The sequence below is a fragment of the Pseudoalteromonas sp. S4492 genome (assembly GCF_005886115.1).
Classification (GTDB): Bacteria; Pseudomonadota; Gammaproteobacteria; order Enterobacterales; family Alteromonadaceae; genus Pseudoalteromonas; species Pseudoalteromonas gelatinilytica.
On the sequence record NZ_PNCP01000371.1, the window covers coordinates 1 to 222 of the forward strand.

The 222-nt window shown below is 55.0% G+C and carries 1 protein-coding gene; it reads right to left on the reverse strand.

The features are described 5' to 3' along the window. Positions 1–222: aldehyde dehydrogenase family protein (locus tag CWC28_RS21830; RefSeq protein WP_138625794.1), on the reverse strand; the 222-nt coding region annotated here is incomplete at both ends.

Here is a 222-nt window from a genome sequence, read left to right on the forward strand (position 1 = left end):
ACCGTTTCGCTGGCCGTAAGTTGTTCCCCAACCGCTTTAGCATCATCACTAAGCAGAACATTAAAGGCGCCCCGAGGGAACCCCGCTTGATGCGCCAAGTGAGCCAGAGCTAACGCGCACAGTGGTGTGTGTTCTGAGGGCTTAAGCACAAAGCTACAGCCCGCCGCATAAGCAGGTGCAACCTTACGAGTGATCATGGCAATGGGAAAGTTCCACGGGGTA